The sequence below is a fragment of the Oceaniserpentilla sp. 4NH20-0058 genome (assembly GCF_040371755.1).
Classification (GTDB): domain Bacteria; phylum Pseudomonadota; class Gammaproteobacteria; order Pseudomonadales; family Oceanobacteraceae; genus Bermanella.
In genome coordinates this window covers 149,399-170,154 of sequence record NZ_BAABWE010000002.1, presented here as the reverse complement: position 1 = coordinate 170,154, position 20,756 = coordinate 149,399, and the positions used below count along the sequence as shown (strand labels likewise).

Here is a 20,756-nt window from a genome sequence, read left to right as displayed (position 1 = left end):
AGGTCATTTTTTATGAGTATTCGTCGTCAACTTGCCCTCTACCTAGGATGCCTAATGGTAGTGATTCTATCGGGCAACCTATGGTTGAATATTCATAATTTCAAACTGCATTTTGAAGAGCAGTTGCAATCAAGGGCAGATGAAACCGCCACTACCTTTGCACTTTCCCTTTCTCATAGTGCTCAAACCAAAGACGATGCCACGCTTAAATCCATGGTGGATGTGATTTTTGATCGCGGGCATTTTTCGTTGGTAAAGTTTGAGTCCACGCAAAACGGTGCAATCATTGAGCGAGCCGCCACCGAACCCACCGATGTACCCATGTGGTTTCAACGTTGGATGAAGCTACAGCCTGGTTTTGCACAAACTGAAGTACTTGATGGTTGGCAGCAATTTGGGCAATTAAGCTTGGTAGTACACAATAAGACCAGTTATGAAGAGCTATGGCAGCTTGTGAAAGCCGAATGTGCTTGGTTTTTATTGATGACGTTGCTGGTGGTTTATAGCATGCGGTTATTGCTTAATTGGTTACTCCAACCATTAAAGCAAATAGAGCATCTAGCCGAAAAGCTGTCTTTGAATCAGTTTGTCCACATTCATGACACGCCAAAATCCAAAGAGGTATATAGCCTAGTACAGGCAATGAATCACTTAAGCGATCGGCTTCAAGCCAGTTTTTTAGCCCATGGCCAGACAGTACAAAAGCTTCAATACGATGCCTATCACGATAATTTAACCCAAGTATTAAATACGAAAGGCTGGGATCAATATCTATATGATTGGATGCAGCATGAGCAGTTTGCCCCAGGTTGGATTGCACTTTTACACTTAGAAAACTTAATGTTGCTGAATGATCAGCACGGCAAAGCTATGTTGGACGAGTTGTTATCACAGTTGGCACTGCAGCTTAAAACCGATTCTGCACTCAGCCATGAGCATGTGGGTATTGCTCGAACCAGCGGCGGTGACTTTTGGTTGTTTAGCCCAGATCCGTTAGATAGCCAATTTAAAAATCGCATAGAAGCCATTCACGATAGCCTAAAGCGTTTATCCTTAGTGCAGCAATACAACGCAAAGTTTTACTTTGTGGCCATGCCGGTACATGAGCCACAAGAGCCCGCCAGCTTAAAACATCAGCTAGATTTGCTATTGCAACGCAGTAAAGCTGAACAAAAAAGCTTATTAATTGGCGCTACGGAAAGTCATCCATTAACCAATTGGGTGGAATGGCAACAAAGATTAAACGCCGCCCTAGAGGATGAAGCAATTCAATTATTTGCCCAGCCTCTATTTGATGATACTCACAATGTGATTCAAAAAGAGGTGCATTGTCGGTTGATTGAAGAAGGCGAGGAGCCACTTATGGCGGGGTATTTTTGGCCCATGGTGGATAAATTAAATTTGTCACAGGCGTTCGACCGTCTAGTGATTCGCCATTGGCTGCGAGTATTTGAACAAGATGAGTCAAACCCTGATAAATTCACGGGTAAGTGGGTGTTGAATATCTCAGGCAAAAGCTTAAATGACCCAAGCTTTCGCCAGTGGTTTAGTGAAAAGCTCAAACCCAAGCAATTACAATCGCTAATCATTGAATGCAGTGAATACACCTTGGCCCATGTGACGGTGAAAACACAAATGTGGTTACATGAAATGGTGGGCCTGGGCATGCGTTTGAGCGTGGATCATGTAGGTACTTCCGGCAAGAGCTTTGGCTTCTTGGCAAGCTTCCCTATCTATCAAGGAAAAATTGAGCGTCGATATATTCGCAACATAGACCAACAAAAAGACAGTGCATTTTTTGTCAGTGGTATGATCCAAGTTTTTCAAACCCAAGGGGCACTTTGTTTTGCCGAAGGGGTTGAACAACAAGCTGAGATTGACGTGCTTACTCAACTTGGTATTGATGGACTAATGGGCTTTGCCTTAGGTACACCAACACCATTGGACGTGCCAAGTGCCTCAGTTATGGCCCATCAAATTGATCAAGATTAATGGATAGAACATAAATAGAAGTATTCGGATAGGTTGAACACACCCAAGCAAAATTGTTTGCTATAGTAGCCGCCAATGTAAATGACGATCAGGTTGATTCAGGAGACCTTATGGGGCGCTTTTTTTTAGCAAGTATGTTGTTGTTTGTGATGAACGCCAATGCAGAGCTTTTAATGCATGATGCTCAAGTACGTGCCATGCCACCGGGGCAACCGAATACCGCCGCCTTTATGGTTTTACAAAATACAGGAACACAAGCCATTACTCTTGTGTCGGCGAGCACGTCAATGGCCAAGGACGCGCAATATCATACCCACATCAAAAAAGCATCGGGTGTCATGTCCATGCAGCAAGTATCTAATATTGTAATACCAGCAGGGGCTTCTTTTGTATTTGAAAGCGGTGCTCATCATATTATGTTGTTGGGCTTGAAACAGCCGCTAATTCCCGGCGATCAAGTGGATCTTCAATTGAAAGATGAGCAGGGCAAACTTTATACTTATGATGTCCCTGTAAAGTCGATGATGGGAAATGGGCACATGCATCATCACCATCATGGTAAGGAGTAAGTTATGGATAAACAAAATGAACACCTAGACCGCTTTTTAGAAGCTGGCTGGATGATGCGCATCGTTGTAGGTGGTATTGCCGTCTTTTTATTACTGGCAGTTATCTTAGGTTTTGTATTTAGTTCAGAGCCAGAGCAGTTTGTTGTGACAGAAGTTGCAGCTCAACATGCCATGGAGAATGACCGCCATCTTGCTACAGGTTACACCACCACAGTGACATTAATGGAAATTGCTAGCACCCTGTTGGATAAATCAGGAGGCTATCTAAGTAATGATGTGATGCCTCCGGGTTTGTGGCTGGATAATATCCCAAATTGGGAGTTTGGCGTATTGGTACAGGTACGTGATTTAAGCCGAGCGCTGCGCAAAGATTTTAGTCGCAGCCAAAGTCAATCCACGGAAGATGTGGACTTAGTCATCGCTGAGCCCCAGTTTCACTTTGATAACTTATCTTGGGCGTTACCTGATACTGAAGGGGAATATCGCCGTGGTATCAATAAGCTAAACAGTTATGCATTAAGGTTGGCGGATAAACAACAGGCCCAAGCCCAGTTTTTTGCCCGTGCTGATAACCTGCGCCAATGGTTGAAAGATGTGGAAACCCGTCTTGGCTCTTTAAGTCAGCGTCTGAGTGCCAGTGTGGGGCAGAAGCGCCTTAACGTTGATTTAGCTGGGGATAATGCATCTTCACAAAGCACTGAAAATGAAGGGGAGTTTGAAGTGAAAACCCCTTGGACGGAAATCGATGATGTATTTTATGAAGCGCGTGGCAGTGCTTGGGCGCTTATACATATTTTAAAAGCCATCGAAGTGGATTTTGCCGACATACTATCTAAGAAAAATTCATTGGTAAGCGTCAAGCAAATCGTACGAGAGTTAGAAGCCACTCAAGCCGCTATCTGGTCGCCAATTATCTTAAATGGCGATGGATTTGGTATGACAGCGAATCACTCATTAGTCATGGCATCGTATATATCCCGTGCTAACGCTGGCATTATTGATCTTCGAGCCTTACTCTCACAAGGTTAATTCTATGGCCGGCTAATGCTGCCGGCCTCATTGTTCGTTTTTTTTGCTCTCCTTCCTTCTTTTTTAATTTTCTCATCTACACTCAAACTAAGCCCATATTAAAAATTGAAGTAATGGAGTAAACATGGACGTGCAGGAATATCATTTGTATGTGTTGAATTTAGAACAACGCCTGCAAGCACTTCAAAATGAATACATCGCCAGTCGAAATGACACGGCACAACTTATTGGCCCGTTATTGGCCATTACCATGTTGGTTAAAAGTGATTTGCTGCCGTTTGCTCGTGATCGCTATCAGGCTATTGTAAGTGGGCCAGACTGGAAAATAGCCGAAGACCATGTTTTAAAATTGCGTGAAGAAGTCGAATATATGCTGGCGGGTCCGGGGGCCTTCATAAAGCAAAATCAAGGTTAGAGCCTCATCAACGTATAGGTTAAACTAGCGCCCTGTTTAAGGGATCTACCATGCGGCTTGATAAATATCTTAGTGACCATACCGATTTAACACGCTCACTGGCCAGTAAATCTATTCGCCAAGGTAGAGTGAGCGTGAATCGCATCAAAGCAAAAAGTGGCGCACAGAAAATACACCCTCTCAGTGATCATATTCAACTCAATGGTGAAGCCATTGCCGCGCAGTTGGCGAACCGCTATTTCATGATGAATAAGCCTCAAGGCTTGGTGTGTGCCAACAGTGATGGCGATCACCCCCTTGTGTTTGATGTGATGCATGCTGAGCATAATCTGCAAAAACTGCATACCGTCGGCCGCTTAGACAAAGATACCACAGGGCTATTGCTGATTACCGACGATGGCCACTGGTCACACTGTATTACCTCACCTAAACACCATCAGGCTAAAACCTATCGAGCACGACTTGCTGAGCCATTAATCGCAGAGGCGGAGCAGTTATTTTCGCAAGGGGTTACACTCAAAGATGATGTTAAACCTACATTACCTGCACAGTTAGAGCGAATATCAGAACAAGAAGTGTTACTGACTATTCATGAAGGTCGATACCATCAAGTTAAACGTATGTTTGCGGCTTTGGGGAATCGAGTGGAAACATTACACAGGCACAGTATTGGCAGTATAACTCTAGATAGCGATTTGTTACCCGGTCACTATAGGGCGTTGAGCGAACAGGAAGTTCAAGCTCTGCAAGTAAAGTAAGGAGTCAGTATGTTCGACCTTTGGACTATGTTGATATTTACGGCGGCTGCGGGATTCGCTATGCCTTTAGGGGCGCTAATTGCGAGATTTGAGCACGCTCAAAAAGATTGGCTAGAAAATGAGTTACGCCACAGTGTAATGGCTTTTGCTGCCGGCGCTTTGGTCTCGGCAATTGCGTTGGTTTTGGTTCCGCAAGGAATCGCACACCTTAACGCCTATTGGGCATGTTCAATGTTTGTAGGTGGTGCGTTTGCTTTTATGCTAGTGGACATTTATTTAGCAAAACAGAATACCCCAGCGAGCCAGCTGGCGGCTATGCTTACCGATTTTATACCTGAGTCATTGGCGCTTGGGGCCATATTTAGTATGGGTAGTGATCACGCCTTGCTGCTTGCTTTATTGATCGGTTTACAAAACCTACCCGAGGGCTTTAACGCGTATCGAGAGATACTTGAAAGTGGTCGATCAAAGGCATTTAACGTCATTATCATGTTTGCCTTACTTGCGCTGTTAGGCCCAATATGTGGACTAATAGGCTATGAATATTTAGCCTTATTGCCACATGTATTGTCGGCAATTATGTTGTTTGCCGCAGGGGGCATAATGTATTCCGTGTTCCAAGATATTGCCCCAAATGTCAAACTTGAAGAGCATTGGTTCCCGCCAATGGGAGCGGTATTGGGGTTTGTATTAGGTATGCTAGGTCACATGCTGACAAGTTAAAAATCAAATAAAAGCCACAGATCGGTTTTGAGATCCCCTTCTTTTTGAACATTCAGCCCTAAACAGTCAGGTAATAAACCGCTTGTAAAAAAGGGTATATATCAGGTTGTATTGATTGGTTTATGTCGGTGCACCTAATGTGAGGTAAGTGAGGCAGAGAGTATTATCGCTCTATCTAAATATGATAACGTAAGAGGTATCATCTTTAGAGTGACTAACTATGACGTTAAATACCATTGAAGCGAATCAAGCCCGTCAGGCGTTAGATCAGTACGATGAGATTTGGTTATTTGGTTATGGCTCGCTAATTTACAAAGTAGACTTTCCTTTTACTCATAAACAACCAGCTTTTATCACTGGTTGGGCCAGAAGGTTTTGGCAGGGCAGTCATGACCATAGAGGCACCCCCGAACAACCCGGACGTGTGGTGACCTTAATTGAAGACGCGGGCAATCGCTGCGATGGTATGGCTTATAAAGTGACCGCCGATGTGTTTGAGCATTTAGACCATAGAGAAAAAAATGGCTATCTAAGACATGAGGTGGCTTTACACCTAATAGAACCCACAGGAGATATAACTCAGAAACTCGGTTTGATTTATATTGCGGATCAAGACAATGATGCGTTTCTTGGTCAAACCAGTGAGAAAAAAATTGCAGAACACATTGCTAAAAGTTCTGGGCCCAGCGGTGAAAATGCTGAATATGCGCTGCTCTTAGCAAGCGCCTTACGGACGCTGAATGCCGATGATGACCATGTGTTTTTGATTGAACGGTATCTTCGCTCAATATGATATTAATGGGATAGATGACGAGATTGAGCGTTTTAAATTAAAACCTAGTTGCGCTCAATATTTCGCGATAAGCTGTATGTGTATTCAATAATAAAAACAGGAATCACCATGGAAATTCTCGCCTCGTTACTCGTTGCCTTAGTCGCCATAGAGCACGTTTATATTTTAATACTCGAAATGTTTTTATGGACTAAACCCAAGGGTCGTAAAGTATTTGGCATGAGTGTAGAAGAGGCCGAGAGCACCAAGGTCATGGCTGCAAACCAAGGATTGTATAATGTTTTTTTGGCGGCAGGTTTATTTTGGGGGTTATTACACCCTAATGCTGAAACCGCACTGCAAATACAGTTGTTCTTTGTTAGCTGTGTATTAGTTGCGGGTTTGTATGGTGGAGCCACAGCTAATAAAGTAATTTATAAGGTTCAGGCGTTACCTGCGGCTTTGGCGTTGACGGCGGTTTTAGTGAATGCTTTTGTTTAACCTCTGCTTTTAATATTTCGTTTCAAGTAGGCGAGCCGTTAACGGCTCGCTTGCTGCAATATCCAGCTTGGCATCTGCTCAGCTGCCCCTAGGTGCTCTAAAAGCGTGAAGCTTACTTTGGGAAAGTTCTGTTGAGCTTGGCTTAGTAACTCAGGTAAATCTTCAGATACATGCATTCCCGCCGCTAGAAAATAGGGCAAAATCACTACCTCTGTTGCTCCTTGAGCGGCTAGCTGGGCCACGCTATCAGGCACTTTTGGCGTGGTGAGCTCTAAAAAGCAATGGGCCACTAGGGCAAATTCACTGTCTTGCTGGCTAAGCTTGTTGGCTAGTTCGGCCACTTCTTGGTTCGAGCTGGCTTTACGAGAGCCATGGGCAATAAGTAATAACGCTTTCATTATCTATTCCTTGTCACTCTAAATTCGCCCTTTCATTAGCTATTTGAGTGGTTTAATCAGTGTGTGTACCTTACCTTTTTCCCATGTTTTGGGGAAATTCTTATGCAACTTCATAATCCTGTAAAATTGGCATGGATTCCCTTTCCCGTAGCAGGGGAATTCAGGTAAAGTTGTGCCCTTTGTTTATTGTCAGAGCTATCTAATTGTATGTTTTTTCAACAGGAACGGAGTCAGTTTTTTCGCCCGCTCACCAGCAAGTACCGCGAGCAAATGGTGGAGTGTCTGCGCGAACTGTATAAACAGCTTTACTCCTCTAGTCACGCAGGTTCCGCTGAATATGGCCAAGCCCTTTCTCGGGAAACCATGATCAATATTTTCAGCGAAGCCTTGGTGCGTGCTCCAGTCATGCAAAGCGATGACGAAGACGACGAAGGTCGCTTCAAAACCCACCGTGAACTGGCCACTTGGCTACTTAATACGTTGCTTGAGCACGGTTGGATCGAAAAACAGGTGGATGAAGCCACATTACAGTCGAGCTTCAGTTTTAGTCGCTGGGGCAGGCACTTTGTGGAGCCTTTCTTAGAGGGCAAGCAAACTCAGCAAGTGGCCCGTCATCGCAACACTCGAAATGTACGTAATGCTCTAGAGAGCTTCTTAGAGCATGGGGAGGTCTATGACTTATTGGATGCCTACGAATACAGTGAGCGCATTATCAGTGACTTTACTGATGTTATCAGCGAACTAGATGAACGTAAGCGTGCGTTAGTGCGAGAAATGGAAGGTCAAATGCTGGTGCAAAAAGCCAGTGATCAGTTTTTCGACTTTATGGAGAAACGCTTCCAGCCAGATTTAGCCGTGCGCTTATCGGCGGATAACGTAGAAAAATATCGTGATCAAATCAGTGATTTGGTTGACCAAATAAAGGCCAGCCCAAAAAGTGCTAAAGCAAAAGCAGAAAAGCGCTTAAGAGAGTTATTGCCAGAGCAGGTACAAGAAAACCAATCGGTACTTTGGTCGGTGCTGGACGATATTGAGCATCGCCTTAAAAGTGCATGTGAACATGTGCTTCCACTGGTGCGTAAATCGCTGCAAAATTTTACCAAACGTGCGGATATTATTATTCGACAAATGAGTTACCTAGCCAGTCAGAAACACAATGATGTGGTGAGTGTCTGTAAGCATCTGTCATCACTCAGCGTAGATGAGCAAAACACACAGCTGGATCATGTTTCCTCCATGATGGCGGTACCACAGATACGCTTTATCGACCCTAGCCAAGTGCGCTTGCAAGCACCACGTCGTAGAGCCGTGATTGATGATGGTGTTGATGAAGGTTTAGAAAGCGTCGACCAAGACAGCCGCCGTGAGCTGTACGTTCAGCAAGCATTGGATCAAGCTTTCTTCGTAAATAATAACCAAGTGCGCAGATTCATGGTTGAGAAATTCCAGCAACGCAACGAAATTCAATCCAGTGAAATCCCCGTAAATAACGCGTCCGACTTATTGGCCATTGCCCATGTTGTCAGTGTGGGAGCCGTGGATAATTTATCCAGTGAGTATCAATTTGAATTACGCTGGCTAGAACAAAAACAAGATGAATACTTTGATAAAAAAGACGTATTCAGTATTCGCCTAATAAAAAAAGAAAACGCTGCGGCGTAAATTAAACAGGGTGGCACACCCTAAGAAACCTCGCAGATGGGTTCAGGAATCACATGCTAAATAAGATAGAACAGCTACTCGAAAAAGAAGGCGTCCAATTAAAAGAATTCAGCGAATTGCTGATTCGTTTAATGGATTACGGTGTAATATGCCGTGACGAATCACAGGTAGAACAAATCTTGTACGACCGTTACTTGCGCATCGAAGATATCGTGCAAGACTACATTTCATTAATGTCAATTCGCATCCAACATGATCGTCGCTTTCAATTTATTCGCTGTTTCCCTCCGGGTGCGCAAGTGCCGGGCATGGAAGATGATGACCAACCATTTAATAGTGGTATGCGTGTGCGTTTATCACAAAACGAAGTGGCATTAGTTTTGGTGCTGCGTTCGCAATATGACAAAGCCCTGCGTGAAGGACAAGTGGATGAACAAGGCTGTGTAATGGTGAGCTTAGAATCACTGAGCATAGCCTTAAAAAATCTGCTGGGCCGCAGCCTGCCGGAGCAACTTACCGAGCGTAAAAACCTATTCCGCCGTTTACGTCAATTGCGCTTAATTCAATTAGCCAATGAAGATGCTTTAGAGCACGCTGAATTTTGGTTGAAAGTGCGCCCAATGATCATGAGTTATGTCAGTGATGAAGTATTAAGCACATTAGTGTCCGAGCAAGAGGAAGGCGAAGTGGTAGCGGCAGATGAAGCTGAGCCTGTATCGCAAGAAGCAAGCGATGTGATTGAATCCACTGAAACCCAAACATCAGAGGATAACAAACAAAATGAAGAGCAAGATGGCAAACAAGATACGTTAGCTCAAAGCCCAAGTGTATTTGCTGAGGAGTCTAAATAATGTTTCTTTATGAGTTTGTTAATGGTGAATTAGAAAGGGGCAATATGCCTGAAATCGAGTTTGCCCATTTGCGAGTGCGCCCTATTAACTTCTTTTGTACAGAACTTAAAGCGGAGACGATTTAGTTATGTTTTTGAAAAAATTCGTCTATGTAAATTGGGGTAATATCCCAGCCACTGATTTTGAATTTGGCCCCATAAATCTTTTAAGCGGTGGTAATGGTAGTGGTAAAACCACTGCGGCAGATGCCATTCAAACCATCATGACAGCCGCCCATGATAATTTATTTAATTACAACCCAGGTCAAGATGAAGCCACGCAAAAAGGTCGCGGCAAACAAGTGCGTACTTTAGCCTCTTATGTATTAGGGTGTGACGACGGCTCATATGCTCGCCCAGGGGGCGCCAATGGATATTTGGCAGCGGTATTTCACCCCACACAAGGGGAAAGCGGTCAACCATTTACCGCCATTATTGGTGTGAGTGCTTATATCGATAAAGCGGGCAATCAAGCGGTAGCGCGTCAAAGTGACTTCTTATTAATGATTGTGGCAGGGCATGAACTGACCCAAAGCGACTTTCTACTAGAAGAAAGCGACAGCAAACAAGTGGTGGCGGTAGATAAAATCTTCAAGCGTCTACAAAAACGCTGTGGGCAAAAGGCCGTAGAAAAATACGACACTAAAAAGCAATATCTTCGTCGTTTGTACAGCGCATTGCGTGGTCGTGATGATGCTGTGAGTGAACGTGAAGCATTAAATGCCGCCAAGGCTTTTTCACGCTTTATGGCATATAAACCCGTTAAAAGTATTAATGGATTTGTGGCTAATGAAATTTTAGAGAAAAAAGATTTAGGCGAGGCCATACGCAGTGTCTCAGATTTAATGAAAACCATTCATGCAATGGAATCCGATGCACAAGGCTTAATCGAAAATATCAATATCTTATTAGGCGCTAAGTCTAATAGCCAAACCTACATTGATCAGTGGATTGATTATCAGGTTGCCCATTATGTGGCAGCAAAGAGTCGCTATGTCGAAGACCAAAGCGCCTATCGAGATGCGAAAAATCAGCAGCAACAATTGCGCAGCGATTTGAATCACAAACAAAACGAACGTGAAACCGCTGAATCTCGCCGTAAGCAATCCCGTGAAGAACTAGTGGGATTGGAAGCGCGCCGTCAGGGAATTCCAGCGTTAAAAGATAAAGATCATTTAGAGCAAGAGATAGAAGGCTTTAAAAAGCAATTGCAACAGCAAGCGATTTTATTATTAGAGCAAGACAAACAGCTCAAATACACCTTAGATGCATCTAAAAGCATTTATAAAACCTTACAGAACACCAGTGTTGGTGTAGAAATCCCAGCGTTAAATGAGCGCAAGTTTTTATCACAAGGTAAGCAGGTGGTCGCTTTAGCGGATTCAGATCAACTGGACTTTCCCGCTATTTTGAACAAGGACATGATCGACATCTCACCGCTGGAAGCCCATTTAGATGACGGCATTCAGCGACAAGAACAAATCAACCAGTGGCGTGAACTTTGGTTTAATGCGGAACTCACCACAGAAGGGGTGAGCTTACGTGACCAGCTTGCTCGCTTGGCGGATCGCCGTGAACAAAAATTACAAAGCCAGCACAAGAAAATGCAACAAATCCAACAAGATATGGATCGCTTGCATTCAAGCCAAGTCAGTTACCCATACTTTGTTGAAGCCGCTTTAGATGCCATTCGTCGTGAGTACCCGCAGGCAGATCCAAAAGTCTTGTGTGACTATGTTGAAGTACTGGACTCTGATTGGCAGAACGCCATTGAGGGTTACATTGGCGGTGCGCGTTTCTCTATTGTGGTTGAAGAAGATTACGAATCTGATGCCATTAGCATTGTACGTAACATGCCTGGCGGTAACCGAGCCCGCGTGATTCAAGGCAGCAAGGCCAAACAAGACGCCGATCGTCAAAAGGTGCCGCATAACTCCATTATGCATCTTATGAAATTTGAGCATGCCACTGCCAAGCATTACCTAATGGCCAGTTACGGCAGTGTAGAACAAGTACCCGATGCTCAAGCTCTGCGTAAAACACGCCGTGGTTTAACCAAGCAAGGTATGGGTTCTGGATCGTATTCCATGTATCGCTGTGACATGAGTGATACTGAATTGGTGTTTGGGCAAGGTGCACGCGAACGCGCGCTAAGTGCCAAGCAGCGTGAATTTCAGCAATTGGCGGAACAAGCCAGTAATGCACAGCAAAACCAACGAGAAGCACAAGATTTACTATTAGCGGTGAATCAATTACGTCATCTTGCGTATGCTGATCAATTGCAACAAATGGTGAGCGTGAATCGTCAATGGCGAAATGCCGAGAAACAGCTTGATCAAATAGATTTGTCAGACTTCTCATTATTAGAAGATGAATACAGAGAACTGGCGGAACAAGCGCAGACATTAGATGAACAAATTCAGCGTCTAGATGGGGAGCTAGGTCGCACGGCTCAACAATTAAAAGAAAGCGAGAAACGCTGCGCAGTGCTTAGCGATCAGCAAGAATTCACAGCAGAAAAAGCGGATTCTAACGAAGATAACTTACGCTCCATTAGTAAGGTTTGGCCGGACTTTGATGTTGAGAAATGCTTAATCGAAGCAGATGAAGAAGCAGCACGCACCACAGCGGAAATCGCACAGAATCAACAGCAAGCCATTTTAAGTGAATTAAATAGCCGCGCTCAAAGTGTGGACCGAGCCATCGCTGAACATAATCAGCGTTGCCAAACCTTGGATGCCATTGTTTATGCACCGGATTATACGGACGAACATAGCGCCCGATTCTTCCAAGATATATGCGATGTTCAGCGTGAAGTGGATCGGATTCATAACCGCTTGAAAAATAACATCTTGGTAGAAAAACAAGACAAGCTATCTAGCTTAAAAGACAGCTTTGATAACGCGTTTGTAACTAATTTATGTCACGCCATTTACCAAGCCATTAGCGAAGGTAAGCGTACCTTAGAAGATATGAACAGCGAGTTACGTCATCATAGATTCGGTACCGATAAAGAATGTTACTGGTTCGATTGGGAATGGGTGCCAGAATTTAAAGATTACTGGAACTTCTTTGAAGAGGTCATCAAGAATCCATCCATTGGTGAAGGGCAAACTTTATTCGAAGTGGAGCTTAGCCAAAAGAGCGCTAAGGTGCGCAGTCAATTAATGGAAATGCTATTAAGTGACGACGAACAAAAAGCCATGCGTGAGTTAGAACGTTTGTCGGATTATCGTAATTATCGTAACTACGAAATTTATAAACAACCTGAAGGTAAAGAACCAATTGCCTTATCGCAATACGGTACTGGCTCTGGCGGTCAGTTAGAAACCCCTGCCTATATTATTCGTAGTGCGGCTATTACCTCAGCCTTCCGCTTTAATAAAGGGGATACTCACCTGCGTATGGTGTTAGTGGATGAAGCCTTTAGTAAAATGGATGAAACCCGCTCGAAAGAAGTGATCAACTATTTAACTGAAAGCCTAGGGTTACAGTTATTGTTCATCATGCCGACCAGTAAATCTGGCCCATTTATGGATCTGATTTCAAACCAATACGTATTCAGTAAAGTACCGCTAGCCGCAGGTAAGCGTGGTGAATTGAATACGCGAGTATTGGTTGACAGGCAGCAATGCAATAAAGAGAAGATTCAAGATTTGTGGGCGCATCATAGAAGAGTGGTACGACAGCAAGCCGAATTGGACTTTATGGAAGAGTTTGCCTAATTAAGCTGATTATCGTCGTCATAGCTTTGTTGAAGTTGATTTTTTAAATACTCATTTAGCGGACTAAACTCCGTTTTAAAAAATCAACTTCGCCTCGCTCTGACTTCCTCAATCGAGCTTAATTTCGAGCTAGCAGCGTTGCTTATGCTGCGTTAACGGATACTTCAAAAATACTCACAAGCTTTGCTTGAACAAACTTTAGTTTGGCCCGAAGGGTGAGTGCAACGAATACTTACTACAGTAAGCTCCGTTTTTTGAAGAATCCTTTTCCTTGCCTAAACTGCCTCGCTAACGCTCTAAGTCTGTCTACTTTCTCTATTTAATTTCAATGGATATATTAAGGATAATCACGTATGAAAGTGGCAAAGATTGAAGCTGGTAATTATCTTGCTGCAGATGGTCGAAGAATAATTAAAGATGGTTCTATTGGTATATTAAAAAGTCGATGGCAATATTGATTTTGGGCCGGTACCTACACTGACTACTGCAAAGGAATATGTAAGTACTGGAAGTATAGGCTTAACTAAACACAACTTAGATTCGAAACATGGTAGAAAGCAAAGTAAAAAAGAATTTAATACTTTTTTAGCATCAGAAGCGAAAAATGGTAATTTCGCACCTTTATTATTAACCTTAGGCGTTTTGTTTGCTTTTGCGTTGATAGCGATATTCGTAAATCAAAGTTGAAAAGCTTTATTTAGAGCTTTCTTCCTTCAACTTATCCCGCACATTCATCAGCACTTTCCCATAAGTATTCTCAGCGCGGCGATCTCGCCCACAGCCCCAGTAATAATCATAGCTGCTGTTTTCTACTAATTTTTTATCGCCAGTGGCTAATAGTTTCTCAGCGATTTGTGGGTAAGTTTTGCATTTGGTGTAAATGGCGCGGGTCATCAAGACTTGTCTGAGTTTTTTCCAACCTTTTTTCTTTGAAAATAACTTCCATTTAGTAAATGCTAAAACATCATTTGCGCTTTTCAGTGCTAAAATTTTGCTTTTAATAGTTGGATTATCAAATAAGCTGGCTTGGTAGTAATGCTCAGCTGTCGGCCATTCTTGCCCTTCTAAAGAAAAAGGGTGGTGAGAAGCACTGCCTAATGGCTCATCGGTATCGTGACGAGAAAAGAAAATATCGTTGACGTTTTCTTCAGGGAATAATCCAGCGGTCATGGCTTGTTACTTATTTTAATCGGTTCAATTCGCCATGGTATGAGGGGGCTAGGTTTAATGCAAGAGTAGGGTGTGTTTCATTTGCTATAAACACAGGTTACAAATTGTCACGAGGGTGTAGGCGTAGTTGGTCTATACTGGTGAATGATATGCGGTTACCTAAAGAGTCGTTATGAAATCAATAATCATCCTTAGCTTGTTGCTGTTCTGTTCTTGTTTATGCGCCCGAGGTTTGGATTACCGCTTGTTCCAGTATCCTGTGGAAGATGCGAAAAAGAGCGCATCAAGTGTCTATCCTGTTTTTATGGCTTACATTGTGGGAGAAAATAAAGAGAATAGAATCCCCGGTGTTGAAGCGACTCACATAGACATCATTAAAAAGAAATACCGCGTTAAAATCATGAATGAATTTCGCTTATACGATCACTCTGAGATGGGTATCGATGAAAAAATTCTGCTAGAACGTTATTGCACTCGATATAACCGTCAATTGGTGAATTCCCTAGGATTGTGACATGCTATGGGCTCGAACATGATTTAGGTTCAGCTATGCTATGTAACCCCGGTTGTGGAGCCTGTTGTATTGCTCCCTCTATATCCAGTGCTATCCCAGGTATGCCTAACGGTAAAGTAGCAGGAGAGCGTTGCATTCAGCTTGATGAGAATAATTTATGTAAAATCTTTGCTCGCCCTGAGCGTCCAAAGGTTTGTGAGCAGTTCATTGCAGAGAAAGAGATTTGCGGTGACTCAGCCCAAGAAGCTATGGATAACTTGATTCAATTGGTCCATCTAACCCACATCTCAAATTAGAGTGCCACTGTGTATCGTATTAATATCTATGTACCTTTAGATCATGCTCAGGTAGTCAAACAGGCCATGTTTGATGCCGGAGCGGGGCGCATTGGTTTGTATGAGCATTGTTGTTGGCAAACCCAAGGGCAAGGTCAGTTTAAGCCCATGCAAGGGTCTAATGCGTTTATCGGTGAGGTAGGTGAGCTAGAAATAGTGAACGAGCTTAAAATCGAAATGGTGTGTGAGGAACACTGTATTAAAGCGGTAATGGCCGCCATGAAGGCAGCACATCCTTATGAAGAGCCTGCTTATGATGTTTATCAGCCCATAACTGGCTTTTAGCTTATACGGGCAATACGGTCTTTAACGTCAATATTCCATATGCGGGTTTGTATCTCACCGTTTTTCACATCATTCAAATAATGTTCGATTGTTTGCTTGACGGTTGGAAAGGCGATTTCAGTCCAAGGAATATCCGTAAAGTTAAATAGTTTTACTTCTAAACTTTCACTGGTTTTTAATGCATGCTCTGGGCTGTCTAATTGGGTGAAAAAGAAGATATGCACTTGTGATATAAATGGCACCGTAATAGCGCTTAGCATTTGTCCACAAGTGACATTGATACCTGCTTCTTCAAGGGTTTCTCGTGCCGCCCCCTGTTGCAAGCCTTCACCATTTTCCATAAAGCCAGCAGGTAGTGTCCAATAGCCTTTCCTTGGCTCGATAGCACGTTTACATAACAGAATTTGACCTTCAAAAACTGGTAACGTACCTGCGACAATTCTTGGGTTTACATAATGAATGGTGCCACAGGACGTGCATATGGCACGCTCTCTATTATCCCCTTCAGGTATAGAGTATTGAACTGGGTGGGCACATTCACTGCAAAATTTCATGGGGAAGCAATCACCTTAAAAGAAAGGCCGCAGTATAGCGGCCAAAGGAAAGGCAAGGCAAAGAATTCCAGCGAGCTAAAGTACTTCCGTAGGGAATTTCAGGACTTTAGCAGGTTCAGCGATACTTGGCAGTGGAGTGTCTGTGTCGCCATCAATACCGTTAATATAGGTTTTAAGCTCTAGTAATGATTCGTTCATCATCCGGCTGATTTCAATGCAGGCCTGCATTGGGTTTTTACTTAATAGACGCTTACCATCAATTTGAAACTGCAAGCCATGTAAACGCTGACGGTATTCTTCTGGTGCTGATTGGATGGCATCACGTACCATCTCTAAGCGTAAGCGCTCTAAGGCATCTGGATCATTTTTGGCCATTTCGGCCATGCGTTCAAAACTGGGTAATGGCTTTTTCATAAAGCTTCTCTGAATTATGTAACTGATTGTAATAGTTTATCAATCAAGGGCTTACGCCATAAGCTTGTCACAGCGCGTACTTCATGCTTGACCCCAAGGTATAAGGCAGGCATAAAAACCCATAGTTGAATTATAAAAGATAAAAATCCTTATAATTCAAAAGGTTATAAATTCGATCAATGTTTGTCATTGCGCTTTTTATCCAAATTGTGAATAGATAGCCGGATATTTAGGCGTAAATCTTATAAGTTGATTTGTAACAGCAATGCTAAGCGTACTTGAATTGGCACAGTTACAGTTACTAACTGATTAAAAGAGCAAAATTGGTTAGAATACGTGCATGAAGTGAGGTGGCCCATGGTACTCGATATATTAATAACAAAAGCGCAGGCCCATAAACCAAGAACCTTAAGTGAACGGGGTTTAGCTGAGGCAGGGGTGTTAGTCGCAATTACCGACGAAGCTGATCCGCAAGTGATATTAACCCTCAGGTCAAGTGATATGCCCACCCATAAGGGTGAAGTGGCATTTCCCGGCGGCAAGCGAGAAGATAATGATGTAGACATCATTGCAACGGCACTGCGTGAGGCTCAAGAAGAGATTCATCTTGATCCGAGTGAGGTCGATGTTATTGGAACCTTGGATCAGGTTATCTCCCGTTATGGCTTTTTGGTAACGCCGGTTTTGGCCATTGTGCATAAAGATGCTCACATCAATGCAGACTCAAGAGAGATTGATTCGGTGTTTAAAGTGCCATTGTCGTTCTTTACGCAAGGTCAGCCTGATCAGATAGATGTATTTGGTCGCTTTAAGGGGCCTAGATGGTATTTTGAAGACTATACCATCTGGGGATTAACTGCTGTGATGCTTGGTGAGATGTTCAATTTATTTTTTGATACAGAGTTTGAAATTTTATTAGATTCATTAGATGGATTGATGGAAACGTAATAATTCCAAATGATAAAAAGATTTAGGTAAAAACATGGTTTATGAATTAGCAGAACGTAAAATTGATCTTCAAGGAGAAGATCATTTCATTGCAGACAGCGCCCAGCTAATTGGCAGTGTAGTCATGGAAAATAACACATCGGTTTGGTTTAACGCTGTTATTCGTGCTGATAATGATGTGATTACCATTGGTGAAAACAGCAATGTCCAAGACGGAGCCATCTTGCATACAGACTCTGGCATTGAACTCTCCATAGGAAAAGGCGTAACCATTGGGCATAAAGCTATGCTACATGGCTGCGACGTAGGGGATTATAGTTTAATTGGTATTAACGCAGTGATATTAAACGGCGCTAAAATTGGTAAGCACTGCATCATAGGTGCTAATGCTTTAATTCCAGAGGGCATGGTTGTACCGGATGGCTCCATGGTTCTCGGAAGTCCTGGTAAAGTTAAAAAAGAGCTATCAGAGGATCAAAAAACGCAGCTTGAGTTGAGCGCCGCTCATTATGTACATAATTTTAAGCACTATAAAAAGCACTTAAAACCCATGACGATCCTTGAAGTTAAATAAGTGAATCCTATGAGCGACAAAAATATTTTAAGCATGGTCAAATCCCCTTGTGTAGCAGTGTGTGCGCTGGATGAAAATGATGTGTGCATTGGTTGCTATCGCACAGGCGATGAGATCATGAATTGGGGTACTATGGATAATACCCAAAAACACAGCGTGTTAAAAAACGTAGCAGAGCGTGAAAAAGCATCAGGAAATTTAATGACTTTCTAACCCTGTTATTAATTCTTCTTTTAAAACGGCGTTATTGTTATCAATAGCGCCGTTTTACGTTTATTAACCTATGAAGCCATAAATCAAATTTGATACACTCATTTTTATTTTTCGAGGGCATGGTATGTCAATCAGCTTAGGTACACCGTTAAGTTCAAGCGCAAAAAAAGTGTTGTTATGTGGTTCAGGGGAATTAGGCAAGGAAGTGGCAATTGAATTACAACGCCTAGGCGTAGAGGTAATAGCGGTTGACCGTTACGCCAATGCCCCAGCCATGCAAGTAGCTCATCGCTCTCATGTGATTAGTATGCTGGATGGCGATGCACTGCGCAGGGTGATTGAGCAAGAAAAACCGGATTTAATTGTTCCTGAAATTGAAGCTATTGCCACAGAGACACTAGCGGAGCTTGAGCAAGAAGGCTTTACGGTTATTCCAACTGCCAAAGCCACCCAGCTCACCATGAACCGTGAAGGCATTCGCCGCTTAGCCGCTGAAACACTTAATTTAAAAACCAGCGCTTATGAGTTTGCGCAAACTAAAGGTGAGTACTTAGCGGCTATTAAAAATATTGGTCTGCCTTGTGTGATTAAACCCATCATGAGTTCTTCTGGTAAAGGACAGTCCTTGTTGCGAAATGAAAACGAAATTGATGCTGCTTGGGATTATGCTCAAGAAGGTGGTCGCGCAGGAAAAGGAAAGGTTATTGTTGAAGGTTTTGTGGATTTTGATTTTGAAATTACGTTATTGACTATTCGTCATCGTGATGAAAATGGAGAGATCACGACTTCTTTTTGTGCGCCTATCGGGCATCGCCAAGAAAACGGTGATTATCAAGAATCTTGGCAGCCTCAAGCCATGACAAATGCCGCATTAACAGCGGCACAAAATATGGCTAAAGAGGTGACATCTGCATTAGGTGGTAAAGGCCTGTTTGGTGTTGAGTTATTTATTAAAGGCGATGAGGTGATTTTTAGTGAAGTCTCTCCGCGCCCTCACGATACAGGTTTGGTGACTTTGATTTCTCAAGACTTATCTGAGTTTGCATTACATGCCCGTGCAATCTTAGATTTGCCTATTCCACAAATAAAACAAAACGGGCCAAGTGCATCTAGTGTGATTCTAGTGAGTGGTGAAAGTCGTAATGTGCAGTTTTTAAATTTAGAAAACGCACTGTCTATTCCTAATACACAATTGCGCTTGTTCGGTAAACCTGAGGTTAGCGGTACTCGTCGTATGGGGGTTGCATTAGCAACAGGACAAAACATCGAAGAGGCCAAGCAAACCGCTATTGCATGCTCGAGTGCAGTGCAGGTGCAATTATAAATATAGCTGGGCTTAGGCTCGGCTAAACCCAATGGCAATGATCCCCATTAAAACTAGTACACCGCCGAACATTTGGTGGCTTGTGAGTACCTGTCCTAAAAAAAGATAACTTAATACCAATGATGCAACTGGCTCGAAATTTAACATAGGTGAATTTCGAGCCATATCTAATTTAGGGGTTAATACAAATAACAAGGTAATGGCAATACCGTATAACACCGCCAAACTTAATAATCCCATCCAGCCTGTTGTGTTATTAGGTAAATTGATTCCCCCCGGAAGCACATCTAAGGCACCGGCCATCAGCATTAATATCACCGCAATGAGCATGGTGTAGCTACTGCGAACAGAGCCTGCAATACCTGCTAGTTGGTACTGTGTGAGCCACATAATAAAAGTAAGCAGTATGGCAGATATAAAAGCAAGCATGACACCTTGAAGCCATTGCTGCGAGATTTCTAGCTTACTATTAACGTCTAGTGCAAAAAATAAACCCGTCACAATTATTATGAGAAATAGGAAAGTTTTTAAATTAGGCAAGCGCTTTCCAGTCGCCCAGTTAGCCAAAATAAACATCATTGGCCATGTATTAACAATTAATAGGGCTAACGGAATTGGTATTAAATTAATAGCACTGTATAGGCTAAGACTTTGCCCTGTAATCAAAAAACCTATTAGCAGTTGCCATGATCTTTGGTGTTTGGGGATCACCATAGATGCTTGTCGTAACTTAACGATGGTTAGCATAAATATCAGTGCCATGGCGCTACGAGCTAAAACGGCTAGCAAAAGGCCTGCACCATTATCAAACGCAAATCGAGCGCCAATATGGTTTCCAGCAAAAATGGTGGCCGCTAAAATTAAAAGAGTAATCGCAACAGGACGGGTAAAAAATTCAGTAGGATGATTCATAACGTCCTGTTTAGCTGGGGAGAAAATTAGAGTTCGACCTTAGCGTCATATGGGAAACGAATATGTAGCATGACATAGTC

Annotated in this window: 23 protein-coding genes; 18 read left to right on the top strand and 5 right to left on the bottom strand. The window is 43.0% G+C overall.

What is annotated here, in order from left to right; genetic code table 11:
• The first annotated feature begins 12 nt into the window (after nt 1-12).
• From ABWV45_RS03960 to ABWV45_RS03925, 8 genes are all read left to right on the top strand, one after another.
• Entirely contained in the window at nt 13-1,992 is a 1,980-nt protein-coding gene (locus ABWV45_RS03960) for a bifunctional diguanylate cyclase/phosphodiesterase (RefSeq protein ID WP_353348914.1), read from the top strand.
• A 110-nt stretch (nt 1,993-2,102) separates the two neighbouring features.
• Nucleotides 2,103-2,561, top strand: coding sequence for a copper chaperone PCu(A)C (locus ABWV45_RS03955; RefSeq protein WP_353348912.1), 459 nt, complete (start codon nt 2,103-2,105; stop codon nt 2,559-2,561).
• Between the two features lie 3 nt (nt 2,562-2,564).
• Entirely contained in the window at nt 2,565-3,590 is a 1,026-nt protein-coding gene (locus ABWV45_RS03950; protein WP_353348910.1) for a DUF2333 family protein, read from the top strand.
• Between the two features lie 124 nt (nt 3,591-3,714).
• Entirely contained in the window at nt 3,715-4,005 is a 291-nt protein-coding gene (locus ABWV45_RS03945) for a hypothetical protein (RefSeq protein ID WP_353348908.1), read from the top strand.
• 50 nt (nt 4,006-4,055) lie between these two features.
• Nucleotides 4,056-4,763 (top strand): pseudouridine synthase, encoded by a 708-nt coding sequence (locus tag ABWV45_RS03940; RefSeq protein WP_353348906.1) that lies wholly within the window; start codon nt 4,056-4,058, stop codon nt 4,761-4,763.
• A 9-nt stretch (nt 4,764-4,772) separates the two neighbouring features.
• Complete coding sequence (locus ABWV45_RS03935) at nt 4,773-5,486, top strand: ZIP family metal transporter (protein ID WP_353348904.1); 714 nt, start codon at nt 4,773-4,775, stop codon at nt 5,484-5,486.
• 220 nt (nt 5,487-5,706) lie between these two features.
• Nucleotides 5,707-6,279, top strand: a complete 573-nt coding sequence (locus ABWV45_RS03930) for a gamma-glutamylcyclotransferase (protein WP_353348902.1) — start codon at nt 5,707-5,709, stop codon at nt 6,277-6,279.
• Between the two features lie 108 nt (nt 6,280-6,387).
• Nucleotides 6,388-6,759, top strand: a complete 372-nt coding sequence (locus ABWV45_RS03925; RefSeq protein ID WP_353348900.1) for a DUF1304 domain-containing protein — start codon at nt 6,388-6,390, stop codon at nt 6,757-6,759.
• A 38-nt stretch (nt 6,760-6,797) separates the two neighbouring features.
• On the opposite strand, the gene ABWV45_RS03920 is transcribed toward ABWV45_RS03925, so the two are convergent.
• Nucleotides 6,798-7,157: a sirohydrochlorin chelatase gene (locus ABWV45_RS03920; protein WP_353348898.1), complete on the bottom strand. Its 360-nt coding sequence runs from the start codon at nt 7,155-7,157 to the stop codon at nt 6,798-6,800.
• A 207-nt stretch (nt 7,158-7,364) separates the two neighbouring features.
• Here ABWV45_RS03920 and ABWV45_RS03915 point away from each other — a divergent pair, with 207 nt between their 5' ends.
• The 3 genes from ABWV45_RS03915 (at nt 7,365) to ABWV45_RS03905 (ending at nt 13,433) form a co-directional block, all read left to right on the top strand.
• Nucleotides 7,365-8,819, top strand: coding sequence for a Wadjet anti-phage system protein JetA family protein (locus ABWV45_RS03915; RefSeq protein WP_353348896.1), 1,455 nt, complete (start codon nt 7,365-7,367; stop codon nt 8,817-8,819).
• 53 nt (nt 8,820-8,872) lie between these two features.
• Nucleotides 8,873-9,670 (top strand): DUF4194 domain-containing protein, encoded by a 798-nt coding sequence (locus tag ABWV45_RS03910; protein WP_353348894.1) that lies wholly within the window; start codon nt 8,873-8,875, stop codon nt 9,668-9,670.
• 127 nt (nt 9,671-9,797) lie between these two features.
• Complete coding sequence (locus ABWV45_RS03905; RefSeq protein WP_353348892.1) at nt 9,798-13,433, top strand: ATP-binding protein; 3,636 nt, start codon at nt 9,798-9,800, stop codon at nt 13,431-13,433.
• A 693-nt stretch (nt 13,434-14,126) separates the two neighbouring features.
• Here the strand turns inward: ABWV45_RS03905 and ybiA are convergent.
• The gene (gene ybiA / locus ABWV45_RS03900) at nt 14,127-14,603 is read right to left on the bottom strand and encodes a riboflavin biosynthesis intermediates N-glycosidase (RefSeq protein WP_353348890.1); all 477 of its coding nucleotides are present in this window, start codon (nt 14,601-14,603) and stop codon (nt 14,127-14,129) included.
• A gap of 172 nt (nt 14,604-14,775) precedes the next feature.
• Here ybiA and ABWV45_RS03895 point away from each other — a divergent pair, with 172 nt between their 5' ends.
• Genes ABWV45_RS03895 through ABWV45_RS03885 form a run of 3 tightly spaced genes read left to right on the top strand, consistent with a single transcriptional unit; the run spans nt 14,776 to nt 15,737 of the window.
• Entirely contained in the window at nt 14,776-15,117 is a 342-nt protein-coding gene (locus ABWV45_RS03895; protein WP_353348888.1) for a hypothetical protein, read from the top strand.
• A 35-nt stretch (nt 15,118-15,152) separates the two neighbouring features.
• A complete protein-coding gene (locus ABWV45_RS03890; protein ID WP_353348886.1) occupies nt 15,153-15,413 on the top strand; it encodes a YkgJ family cysteine cluster protein in 261 nt (86 codons plus the stop codon).
• Between the two features lie 9 nt (nt 15,414-15,422).
• A complete protein-coding gene (locus ABWV45_RS03885) occupies nt 15,423-15,737 on the top strand; it encodes a YqfO family protein (protein WP_353348884.1) in 315 nt (104 codons plus the stop codon).
• Here ABWV45_RS03885 and ABWV45_RS03880 read toward each other — a convergent pair.
• Both ABWV45_RS03880 and ABWV45_RS03875 read right to left on the bottom strand, forming a co-directional pair.
• Nucleotides 15,734-16,291 carry an NUDIX hydrolase gene (locus tag ABWV45_RS03880; protein ID WP_353348882.1) on the bottom strand — a complete coding sequence of 186 codons (558 nt, stop codon included), beginning with the start codon at nt 16,289-16,291 and terminating at the stop codon, nt 15,734-15,736. The genes ABWV45_RS03885 and ABWV45_RS03880 overlap by 4 nt on opposite strands.
• 75 nt (nt 16,292-16,366) lie before the next feature.
• On the bottom strand, nt 16,367-16,705 hold the full coding sequence (locus ABWV45_RS03875) for a DUF3135 domain-containing protein (RefSeq protein WP_353348880.1): 339 nt from the start codon (nt 16,703-16,705) through the stop codon (nt 16,367-16,369).
• Nucleotides 16,706-17,062: 357 nt separating this feature from the next.
• On the opposite strand from ABWV45_RS03875, the gene ABWV45_RS03870 reads away from it, so the two are divergent.
• The 4 genes from ABWV45_RS03870 to purT all read left to right on the top strand — a co-directional run bounded on the left by ABWV45_RS03870 (nt 17,063) and on the right by purT (nt 19,764).
• Complete coding sequence (locus ABWV45_RS03870) at nt 17,063-17,653, top strand: CoA pyrophosphatase (RefSeq protein ID WP_353348878.1); 591 nt, start codon at nt 17,063-17,065, stop codon at nt 17,651-17,653.
• 34 nt (nt 17,654-17,687) lie between these two features.
• Nucleotides 17,688-18,227, top strand: a complete 540-nt coding sequence (locus ABWV45_RS03865; protein WP_353348876.1) for a gamma carbonic anhydrase family protein — start codon at nt 17,688-17,690, stop codon at nt 18,225-18,227.
• 9 nt (nt 18,228-18,236) lie between these two features.
• Nucleotides 18,237-18,440, top strand: a complete 204-nt coding sequence (locus ABWV45_RS03860) for a DUF1289 domain-containing protein (RefSeq protein ID WP_353348874.1) — start codon at nt 18,237-18,239, stop codon at nt 18,438-18,440.
• Between the two features lie 124 nt (nt 18,441-18,564).
• Complete coding sequence (gene purT, locus ABWV45_RS03855) at nt 18,565-19,764, top strand: formate-dependent phosphoribosylglycinamide formyltransferase (protein ID WP_353348872.1); 1,200 nt, start codon at nt 18,565-18,567, stop codon at nt 19,762-19,764.
• Nucleotides 19,765-19,776: 12 nt separating this feature from the next.
• Here the strand turns inward: purT and ABWV45_RS03850 are convergent, their stop codons facing one another.
• On the bottom strand, nt 19,777-20,676 hold the full coding sequence (locus ABWV45_RS03850) for a DMT family transporter (RefSeq protein WP_353348870.1): 900 nt from the start codon (nt 20,674-20,676) through the stop codon (nt 19,777-19,779).
• Nucleotides 20,677-20,756 lie beyond the last annotated feature (80 nt).

What these genes read in the sequence shown, in the direction of transcription:
- ABWV45_RS03925 (WP_353348900.1), top strand. Translation starts at nt 6,388, where the DNA reads ATGGAAATTCTCGCCTCGTTACTCGTTGCCTTAGTCGCCATAGAGCAC.
- ABWV45_RS03955 (WP_353348912.1), top strand. Translation starts at nt 2,103, where the DNA reads ATGGGGCGCTTTTTTTTAGCAAGTATGTTGTTGTTTGTGATGAACGCC.
- ABWV45_RS03895 (WP_353348888.1), top strand. Translation starts at nt 14,776, where the DNA reads ATGAAATCAATAATCATCCTTAGCTTGTTGCTGTTCTGTTCTTGTTTA.
- ABWV45_RS03910 (WP_353348894.1), top strand. Translation starts at nt 8,873, where the DNA reads ATGCTAAATAAGATAGAACAGCTACTCGAAAAAGAAGGCGTCCAATTA.
- ABWV45_RS03880 (WP_353348882.1), bottom strand. Translation starts at nt 16,291, where the DNA reads ATGAAATTTTGCAGTGAATGTGCCCACCCAGTTCAATACTCTATACCT.
- ABWV45_RS03890 (WP_353348886.1), top strand. Translation starts at nt 15,153, where the DNA reads ATGCTATGTAACCCCGGTTGTGGAGCCTGTTGTATTGCTCCCTCTATA.
- ABWV45_RS03960 (WP_353348914.1), top strand. Translation starts at nt 13, where the DNA reads ATGAGTATTCGTCGTCAACTTGCCCTCTACCTAGGATGCCTAATGGTA.
- ABWV45_RS03870 (WP_353348878.1), top strand. Translation starts at nt 17,063, where the DNA reads ATGGTACTCGATATATTAATAACAAAAGCGCAGGCCCATAAACCAAGA.
- ABWV45_RS03860 (WP_353348874.1), top strand. Translation starts at nt 18,237, where the DNA reads ATGAGCGACAAAAATATTTTAAGCATGGTCAAATCCCCTTGTGTAGCA.
- ABWV45_RS03905 (WP_353348892.1), top strand. Translation starts at nt 9,798, where the DNA reads ATGTTTTTGAAAAAATTCGTCTATGTAAATTGGGGTAATATCCCAGCC.
- ABWV45_RS03940 (WP_353348906.1), top strand. Translation starts at nt 4,056, where the DNA reads ATGCGGCTTGATAAATATCTTAGTGACCATACCGATTTAACACGCTCA.
- purT (WP_353348872.1), top strand. Translation starts at nt 18,565, where the DNA reads ATGTCAATCAGCTTAGGTACACCGTTAAGTTCAAGCGCAAAAAAAGTG.
- ABWV45_RS03915 (WP_353348896.1), top strand. Translation starts at nt 7,365, where the DNA reads ATGTTTTTTCAACAGGAACGGAGTCAGTTTTTTCGCCCGCTCACCAGC.
- ybiA (WP_353348890.1), bottom strand. Translation starts at nt 14,603, where the DNA reads ATGACCGCTGGATTATTCCCTGAAGAAAACGTCAACGATATTTTCTTT.
- ABWV45_RS03930 (WP_353348902.1), top strand. Translation starts at nt 5,707, where the DNA reads ATGACGTTAAATACCATTGAAGCGAATCAAGCCCGTCAGGCGTTAGAT.
- ABWV45_RS03945 (WP_353348908.1), top strand. Translation starts at nt 3,715, where the DNA reads ATGGACGTGCAGGAATATCATTTGTATGTGTTGAATTTAGAACAACGC.
- ABWV45_RS03950 (WP_353348910.1), top strand. Translation starts at nt 2,565, where the DNA reads ATGGATAAACAAAATGAACACCTAGACCGCTTTTTAGAAGCTGGCTGG.
- ABWV45_RS03920 (WP_353348898.1), bottom strand. Translation starts at nt 7,157, where the DNA reads ATGAAAGCGTTATTACTTATTGCCCATGGCTCTCGTAAAGCCAGCTCG.
- ABWV45_RS03850 (WP_353348870.1), bottom strand. Translation starts at nt 20,676, where the DNA reads ATGAATCATCCTACTGAATTTTTTACCCGTCCTGTTGCGATTACTCTT.
- ABWV45_RS03935 (WP_353348904.1), top strand. Translation starts at nt 4,773, where the DNA reads ATGTTCGACCTTTGGACTATGTTGATATTTACGGCGGCTGCGGGATTC.
- ABWV45_RS03875 (WP_353348880.1), bottom strand. Translation starts at nt 16,705, where the DNA reads ATGAAAAAGCCATTACCCAGTTTTGAACGCATGGCCGAAATGGCCAAA.
- ABWV45_RS03865 (WP_353348876.1), top strand. Translation starts at nt 17,688, where the DNA reads ATGGTTTATGAATTAGCAGAACGTAAAATTGATCTTCAAGGAGAAGAT.